The organism is Archangium sp. (assembly GCF_036389735.1).
In the GTDB taxonomy this organism is placed as follows: domain Bacteria; phylum Myxococcota; class Myxococcia; order Myxococcales; family Myxococcaceae; genus Archangium.
Genome location: NZ_DASVWK010000142.1, coordinates 1 through 7102 on the forward strand (window position 1 = coordinate 1; position 7102 = coordinate 7102).

Annotated in this window: 9 protein-coding genes; all 9 read right to left on the reverse strand. The window is 69.2% G+C overall.

Annotation, left to right across the window (positions count from 1 at the left end; all coding sequences use genetic code 11):
• Nucleotides 1-735 (reverse strand): ADP-ribosylglycohydrolase family protein (locus VF794_RS05395; RefSeq protein WP_331108103.1); only part of this gene is annotated, 735 nt, incomplete at its 3' end.
• Between the two features lie 127 nt (nt 736-862).
• Nucleotides 863-1117 (reverse strand): hypothetical protein, encoded by a 255-nt coding sequence (locus VF794_RS05400; RefSeq protein WP_331108104.1) that lies wholly within the window; start codon nt 1115-1117, stop codon nt 863-865.
• A gap of 11 nt (nt 1118-1128) precedes the next feature.
• Nucleotides 1129-1599, reverse strand: coding sequence for an Rrf2 family transcriptional regulator (locus VF794_RS05405; protein WP_331108105.1), 471 nt, complete (start codon nt 1597-1599; stop codon nt 1129-1131).
• Entirely contained in the window at nt 1577-2593 is a 1017-nt protein-coding gene (locus VF794_RS05410; protein WP_331108106.1) for a 2Fe-2S iron-sulfur cluster-binding protein, read from the reverse strand. The genes VF794_RS05405 and VF794_RS05410 overlap by 23 nt, the downstream gene beginning before the upstream one ends.
• A 19-nt stretch (nt 2594-2612) precedes the next feature.
• The gene (locus VF794_RS05415; RefSeq protein ID WP_331108107.1) at nt 2613-3002 is read right to left on the reverse strand and encodes a group 1 truncated hemoglobin; all 390 of its coding nucleotides are present in this window, start codon (nt 3000-3002) and stop codon (nt 2613-2615) included.
• A gap of 288 nt (nt 3003-3290) precedes the next feature.
• Nucleotides 3291-3695, reverse strand: a complete 405-nt coding sequence (locus VF794_RS05420; protein ID WP_331108108.1) for a F0F1 ATP synthase subunit epsilon — start codon at nt 3693-3695, stop codon at nt 3291-3293.
• Nucleotides 3696-3719: 24 nt separating this feature from the next.
• Nucleotides 3720-4265 (reverse strand): hypothetical protein, encoded by a 546-nt coding sequence (locus VF794_RS05425; RefSeq protein ID WP_331108109.1) that lies wholly within the window; start codon nt 4263-4265, stop codon nt 3720-3722.
• 30 nt (nt 4266-4295) lie between these two features.
• The gene (gene atpD, locus VF794_RS05430) at nt 4296-5741 is read right to left on the reverse strand and encodes a F0F1 ATP synthase subunit beta (protein WP_331108110.1); all 1446 of its coding nucleotides are present in this window, start codon (nt 5739-5741) and stop codon (nt 4296-4298) included.
• Between the two features lie 114 nt (nt 5742-5855).
• Entirely contained in the window at nt 5856-6764 is a 909-nt protein-coding gene (gene atpG, locus VF794_RS05435; RefSeq protein WP_331108111.1) for an ATP synthase F1 subunit gamma, read from the reverse strand.
• Nucleotides 6765-7102 lie beyond the last annotated feature (338 nt).

Consider the following 7102-nt stretch of genomic DNA (forward strand, 5'->3'; position numbering starts at 1 on the left):
CAGGCCGTCCACGCCCCGGAGCTGGCTGGGCGGCACGCTCACCTTGCGCAGCTGCGCCAGCGCTCGCGCCGTGTCCCACGTCAGCAGGCGGGGCAGGTGCCGCAGCTCCTCGGCCAGCTCCTTGTCATGGGCCGCCGCCGACAGCGCCAGCTCCTCGCAGAACTCCGCGGGCGTCAGCTGCTCGTGCGTCAGCCCCAGCGCCACCGCCTGGGCGAAGGCCGCCGCCGCGCCCGCGCACGTGGGATCCTTGTGCGTCAGCACCGTCAGCACGCCCGCGTCGTGGCGGATGCGCACCCGGCTCTTGCTCTCGAAGAGGCCCACCACCACCGCGCGGCTGAGCACCGAGGGGCACTGCACTCCCAGCGGCGCCCCCGCGCTCATCCACGGCGTGCCCTGCGCCAGCTTCTGGAGCGCCTCGGCCAGCGGCTTGGGCGGCTGGAGGATGATGCCCTCCTGCCACAGCCACGCCAGGTGCGCCGCCGCGCTGCGCCCGTCCACCTTGTTCTCGCGGATGACGCTCTCGGCCGCCGCCAGCATCAGCTGCGTGTCGTCCGAGAACTGCCCCTTGGCGAACTTCCCCCGCGGCCGAGGCGCGAAGTCGTCCGCCAGCGAGGGCAGGCGCGCGAGGCTCGCTGGAGGCACGCCCCGCAGCGGAAACCCGAGTGCATCTCCGATGGCGAGTCCCAGGAACGCCGCTTGAAACTTGTCCTGGCGCTCGGCGGGTGTCAGCTGCATGGGGAGCGGCAAGATAACCGAGCCGCATCCCATGGCTAGCCCCGACTTTCATCCTCTCGCGCGGTGCGCGCGCATCCGCGCACCGGTGGTGTGAGCGACCCACTCCCACCACAAGAAGGAACGCGCGTCAGAAGTCGCGGCCGAGGTTGACAACGGCCTGCAGTCTCGCCAGCACCGCCTCCGCGCCCTGGTGCAGGTGCACGCCGTCCCACAGTGCCGGCGTGGTGTGTCCACCCAATTCGCGCCAGGCCGCCTCCGCTTCCTCGAAGGCCACGTTGCGAAAGCGCACCCGGTCCTCCAGCGCGTAGTCCACGACGTAGCGGCGCACCACCGCCGAGGGTGGATCCGCGATCAGGTGGAAGAGCTCCAGCACGCGCGACACCCCGGCCTCCATCACCCCGCCTCGGCGTCCGGCTCCGGCTCCGGCTTGGGCTTGAGGAAGTAGCTGGACAGCTTGCGAGGACCGCGGCGCAGCAAGTCCTCCAGCGTGTACTTGTCCAGCGTGGACAGGAAGGCCCGCGTCGCCTCGTTGAGCACGCCGATCAGTCCGCAGGCCGGCGTGATGGGGCAGGTGTTCGTCTTCGCGTCGAAGCACTCCACCACGTGGAAGTCCGGCTCCATGTGGCGCACCACCTGCCCCACGGAGATCTCCGCGGGCGAGCGCGCCAGCACCACCCCTCCGGCCCGCCCTGGCCGCACCTCCACGAAGCCGTGGCGGCCCAGCCCCTGCACCACCCGGACGAGGTGGTGCTTGGAGATGCCGTAGGCGTCGCTCACCTCTCCGGTGGACACCACCCGGCCCGGGTTGGCCGCCAGGTACAGCAGCACGCGCAGCGAATAGTCAGCGTGAAGGGTCAGGTGCAACGGGCATCACTCCCACTCCCACCTTCGGCGGAGGAGTGCTCGGCAGGAACGCATCCGCGTGGATCTCCTTGAGCGACAGCCCGGCGAGGAAGAGCTTCTTCCTCAGGGATAGCACCCCATCGGGATTGCCGCACAGGTATGCCCTCCAGCCCGCCGGCCGAGGGCAGGTTTCCCTGATGAGCGCGTCCAGTGCGCCCACCGTCACGCCCACCCGTTCCGGTCCGCGGAGAACGCTCGGGCGGTACTGGAAGCAGTCGTGACGGGATTGCAACGCGCGCAGCTCGTCCACGAGGTAGAGCCCGGAGGCCTCCACGGCACCGTGGAACAACCAGATGGGACCGGTGTGCCCCCGCGCCAGCGCGTCCCGGACGATGCCGTACAACGGCGCCAGCCCCGTGCCCGTGCCCGCCAGCAGCAGCGGCTGTTCCGGTCGTCCAGGCACGTAGAAGCACTCGCCCGCGGGCCCCTGGAGTTCCAGCACGTCTCCGGGCCGTGCCTCGTCGAAGAGCCACCCGCTCATCAGGCCCCCCGCCACCCGGCGCACGTGCACCTCCAGCGTGTCCTCGTCGGGCAGGCTCGCGAGCGAGTAGCTCCGGGCCAGCCCATCGTGCCGCAGCAGCGACACGTACTGGCCGGGCCGGTACTCGAATGCGCCCTCCGGACGCAGCCGCACGCACAGCACGCTCTCGCTCAGCCGCTCCAGCGCGAGGATGCGCGCGGGCACCCGCAGGTCCGCGCCCGCTCCGGCCACCTCGAGTTCGTTGTCCGGCTGGCACGCACACGCGAGGAAGTAGTTCCGGGCCTTCAGCGTCTCCTTCAGCCCCACCTGTGCCTTGGCCGGCACCTCGCCCCGCTCGGCCCGCATCAGGCAGGACTGGCACGCTCCCGCCCGGCACGAGTGCGGCACCGTCACCCCCTGCCGCAGCAGCCCGTCGAGCACCGACTCGCCTTCGTCCAGCCCGTACCACTGCCCCTCGTGCCTTACCTTCGCCATGTGCGTGCCCTCCCCGGCTTCAGCGGCTCAGCACGTCGGCTCGCGCGCCCTCGGCGATCGCCAACACCTGCTCCACCAGCGCCTTGGGCACCCCCAGCTCCGTCAGCGTCGCCGCCAGGTGCTCCGCCACCGCGTTGAAGTGCGTGTCGTTCAGCCCCTGCTTCACCAGGTGCGCGTGCCCCTTGCGCATGTCCTTGCCCGAGTACGCGCTCGGCCCCCCACACACCATCGTCAGGAACGCCTTCTGCTTCGCCGCCTGGCGCTCCATGTCCACGTCCTCGAAGAAGTGGCTGATGCGCTCGTCCGACAGCACCTTGCGGTAGAAGAGCTCCACCGCCGCGCTCATCGCCGGCTCCCCACCAATCTGCTCGTACACGCTGCGCTTCTGCCCCGCGACGTTGGTGCTCATGGCGTTCCGCTCCCTGGGAGCTCCTCGCGCTCCCCCTGTTTTGGTGCTTTCAAGCCGCACCGTCAAAAGTGCATTTAAAATGCATGTTTCAGGGCGTGAGGTCAAGGCGAGCGGCCAGGCAGGCTGCTGAACGGGGGGATCGGACGCTCGGGGGCTCGCTCTCGGGAGCCTCTCTCGCTGGCGTCGACGGACCCGACAAGGGGGGTGGGGCTCGCAACCCAAGTGGGCTCGCTCCCCTCATCCCGTCCCTCTCCCGGGGGAGAGGGGTGGTTCTTCAGAGGTACTGCTTCAGCGCAGGCCGGCCGCGCTCATGCGCGCCGTCTCGCGACGCACCGTCGCCTGCTCGATGTCGAAGCGCACGTCGTCCGACGACATGCCGCGCAGGCGCTCCTGCGCCTCCTGCATCCGCTGGCGCGCCGCCTCCACGTCGATGCCCGTCACCGACTCGGCCACGTCCGCCAGCACCAGCACCTTGTCGTTGCTCACTTCGACGAAGCCGCCCGCCACGAAGTAGTACTCGCGCCGCCCACCATCAATCAGCGTCAGCGGTCCCGGCTCCATCAGCGACAGGAACGGCGTGTGCCCCGGGCGCACGCCGAACAGGCCCCTGCCACCCGGGACGATCGCCTCGTCCGCCTGCACCGACAGGATGCGCTTCTCGGGGGTCACAATCTCGACCGTCAGCTTGGCCATCGGCTTCCGTGCTCCCTGGGTCCTTCAGAAGGACAGCTTGTGGGTCTTCCCACCCACCGTCTCGAACTCGATGCGCCCGGCATCCGTCAGGCGCGGCCCCTTGCCCGGTACTCCGAGCAGGCCCTCCAACCACTTGAGGTGCTGCGTCATCTGCCGCACCTCGGCCAGCTCGCGCTGGTCCACGAACTCCGTCAGGCGCCGCTCATCCACCCGCCCACCGTGCCGGTCCACCTGCACCGCCACCACCGTATTCGCCCACGCCGGCACCTTCTTGAGCTTCTTGCCGGGCAGCTTCTTCGTGCCCTTCGGCGCCAGCGGGTAGATGACCCACACCCGCTCTCCATCATTGGAGACGAAGTACAGGTCGTCCACCCCGCCCACGCACTCCTTCACCGCCCAGAGGGGGCCGCTCTCCTTCGACACCTCCAGCACGCACTTACCGGGCTCCTGTTCCACCATGCGCACACTGAAGGTCCCGTTGGCGCTCACCCGCGCACGGCTGGAGCGCTCCGCGGCCAGGGCCGGGAGCGTCACCAGGGACACCAGGACGACGACGACGAAACGGAGCACGTCGCTTACCTCCCGGCGCATACGGCCTGACTAGGCCGCCGCCATCTTGCGGGCCTTGTCCAGCGCCTCGTCGATACCGCCCACCATGTAGAAGGCCGACTCGGGGATGTCGTCGTGCTTGCCCTCGGCGATCTCCTTGAAGCCCTGGATGGTGTCCTGGAGCTTGACGTACTTGCCCGGGGCGCCGGTGAACACCTGCGCCACGAAGAAGGGCTGCGAGAGGAAGCGCTGGATCTTCCGGGCGCGCGCCACCACCAGCTTGTCGTCCTCGCTCAGCTCGTCCATGCCGAGGATGGCGATGATGTCCTGCAGCTCCTTGTAGCGCTGGAGGATGCCCTGGACGCGCCGGGCCACCGTGTAGTGCTCCTGGCCGAGGATGTCCGGCGACAGGATGCGGCTGGTGGAGTCGAGCGGATCCACGGCCGGGTAGATGCCCAGCTCGGAGATGGCGCGGTTGAGCACCGTCGTCGCGTCCAGGTGGGCGAACGTGGTGGCCGGCGCCGGGTCCGTCAGGTCGTCGGCGGGCACGTAGATGGCCTGCACCGAGGTGACCGAGCCCTTGGTGGTGGAGGTGATGCGCTCCTGGAGGCTGCCCATCTCCGTGGCCAGCGTGGGCTGGTAACCCACGGCGCTCGGGATGCGGCCCAGCAGAGCGGACACCTCGGAGCCGGCCTGGGTGAAGCGGAAGATGTTGTCGATGAAGAGGAGCACGTCACGCCCCTCGACGTCGCGGAAGTACTCGGCGATCGTCAGGGCCGTGAGGGCCACGCGGGCGCGGGCACCGGGCGGCTCGTTCATCTGGCCGTACACCAGCACCGCCTGGCTCTCCTCGAGCTTGTCGACCTTGATCACGTTCGAGTCCTGCATCTCGTGATACAGGTCGTTGCCCTCGCGGGTGCGCTCGCCCACGCCGGCGAACACCGAGAAGCCACCGCGCTCCACGGCCACGTTGCGGATGAGTTCCATCAGGAGCACCGTCTTGCCCACGCCGGCGCCGCCGAACAGGCCGATCTTGCCGCCACGGGTGTAGGGGGCCAGCAGGTCGATGACCTTGATGCCCGTCTCGAACATCTGGACGCGCACGTCCTGCTCGATGAAGGCGGGAGGCTGGCGGTGGATGGGCCAGCTCTCCTTGGCATTGACGGGCCCCTTCTCGTCCACCGGGTCGCCGGTGACGTTGAGGATGCGGCCCAGGGTGGCCTTGCCCACCGGCGCCTGGATGGGGGCGCCCGTGTTGGTCACCGGCTGGCCGCGGCCCAGACCCTCGGTGGAGTCCATGGAGATGCAGCGCACGGTGTTCTCACCCAGGTGCTGCGACACCTCGAGCGTGAGGTTGTTGGCCGTCGCGCTGATGTTGGGGTTGGTCACCTTGAGGGCGGTGTACACCTCGGGGAGCCCACCGGGCGGGAACTCCACGTCGACCACAGGACCGAGAACCTGGGTCACCTTGCCTACCGTCGGAACTTGAGCGCTCATGGAATGTCTTCCGTCCCTCGTCGAAATTGTGGCCCGGGGGAAGGGCGGGCCCCCTCTACAGGTGGCGTCCCCCAGGGGTCAAGCCTCTCGGCCCTGCGGCCAGAAGCGGAACTTCTACTTCAGAGCCTCGGCGCCGGACACGATCTCCATCAACTCCTTGGTGATCACCGCCTGGCGCGTGCGGTTGTAGGTCAGCGACAGGCTGGCGATCATGTCCGTCGCGTTGGTCGTCGCGTTTTCCATAGCGCTCATGCGCGCGCCATGCTCGCTCGCGACGCTCTCCAGCAGCGAGCGGTAGAGCTTGATGGACACCGCCTGGGGCACCAGCCGGTCGAGCACGTCCTGGCGGCCCGGCTCGTACTTGAAGTCCACCAGGGCCTGGGTGGGGGCCACGTCGGGAGGCGGCACCCGGCCGGCGTCCGCCGCCGTGGGGGTGCCCACCGACAGCGTCTGCAGGGGCAGCAGCTGGGCCAGCGTCACCTTCTGGCTGATGGCGGAGAGGAACTCGTTGTAGACGACGTAGACGGCGTCCACCTCGCCCTTGAGGAAGCGGGCGCTCAGCTCCTCGGCCACCTGCGAGGCCTGGCCGTAGTTCAGCCGCTGGTAGAGGAAGCCGAAGTCCTTGCGCATCTTCTGACCGCGCTGGCGGAAGAACTCGTGGCCCTTGCGGCCCACGGAGGACACCTCGATGTCCATGCCGCTGTTCTCATAGAGGAAGCGGCTGGCGCGCCGGATGACGTTGGAGTTGAAGCCGCCGGCCAGGCCGCGGTCGGAGGTGAGCAGCAGCACCTCGACCTTCTGCACCGGGCGCGCCGTCAGCAGCGGGTGCGCCAACTCGCCCTCGGAGCGCGTCGCCAGGTCGGTGATGATCTGGTCGAGCATCTGCGCGTAGGGGCGCGCGGCGATGATGGCGTCCTGCGCCTTGCGCAGCTTCGCGGCGGCGACCATCTTCATCGCCTTGGTAATCTGGCGCGTGTTCTTCACCGAGCGGATGCGCTTGCGGATGTCGCGAAGGGACGCCATGGGGCGGAGGGCTCCTGTCTGAAGGCGGGCCCCCTATATAGGCGGGCCGCCAGCGGGTCAACCGCAGGCTGACGGCCAGACGTCACGGGGAGGGCACGCGGAGGGGCAGCCGGGCAGGCACGGCCGTCGAGGCGCCCGGGTGGCAGCCCCCCACCGGGGGCTTAGCCTTCTGGAGCAGGTTCCCTTACACCACTGACCGTGAAACCCGGCGGAGCCCCCTATGTCCCCCCTGAGCGGCCCGGTACTGATTGTCGAAGACGACACCGACATCCGGGAGGCCCTCCAGAGCTATCTGGAGCTGTGCGGCTACCACGTGCTGATGGCCAGCCATGGCAAGG

Excerpts from the sequence above, each read along its gene's own strand:
- VF794_RS05410 (WP_331108106.1), bottom strand. The coding sequence starts at position 2,593 with ATGGCGAAGGTAAGGCACGAGGGGCAGTGGTACGGGCTGGACGAAGGC.
- VF794_RS05415 (WP_331108107.1), bottom strand. The coding sequence starts at position 3,002 with ATGAGCACCAACGTCGCGGGGCAGAAGCGCAGCGTGTACGAGCAGATT.
- VF794_RS05420 (WP_331108108.1), bottom strand. The coding sequence starts at position 3,695 with ATGGCCAAGCTGACGGTCGAGATTGTGACCCCCGAGAAGCGCATCCTG.
- atpD (WP_331108110.1), bottom strand. The coding sequence starts at position 5,741 with ATGAGCGCTCAAGTTCCGACGGTAGGCAAGGTGACCCAGGTTCTCGGT.
- atpG (WP_331108111.1), bottom strand. The coding sequence starts at position 6,764 with ATGGCGTCCCTTCGCGACATCCGCAAGCGCATCCGCTCGGTGAAGAAC.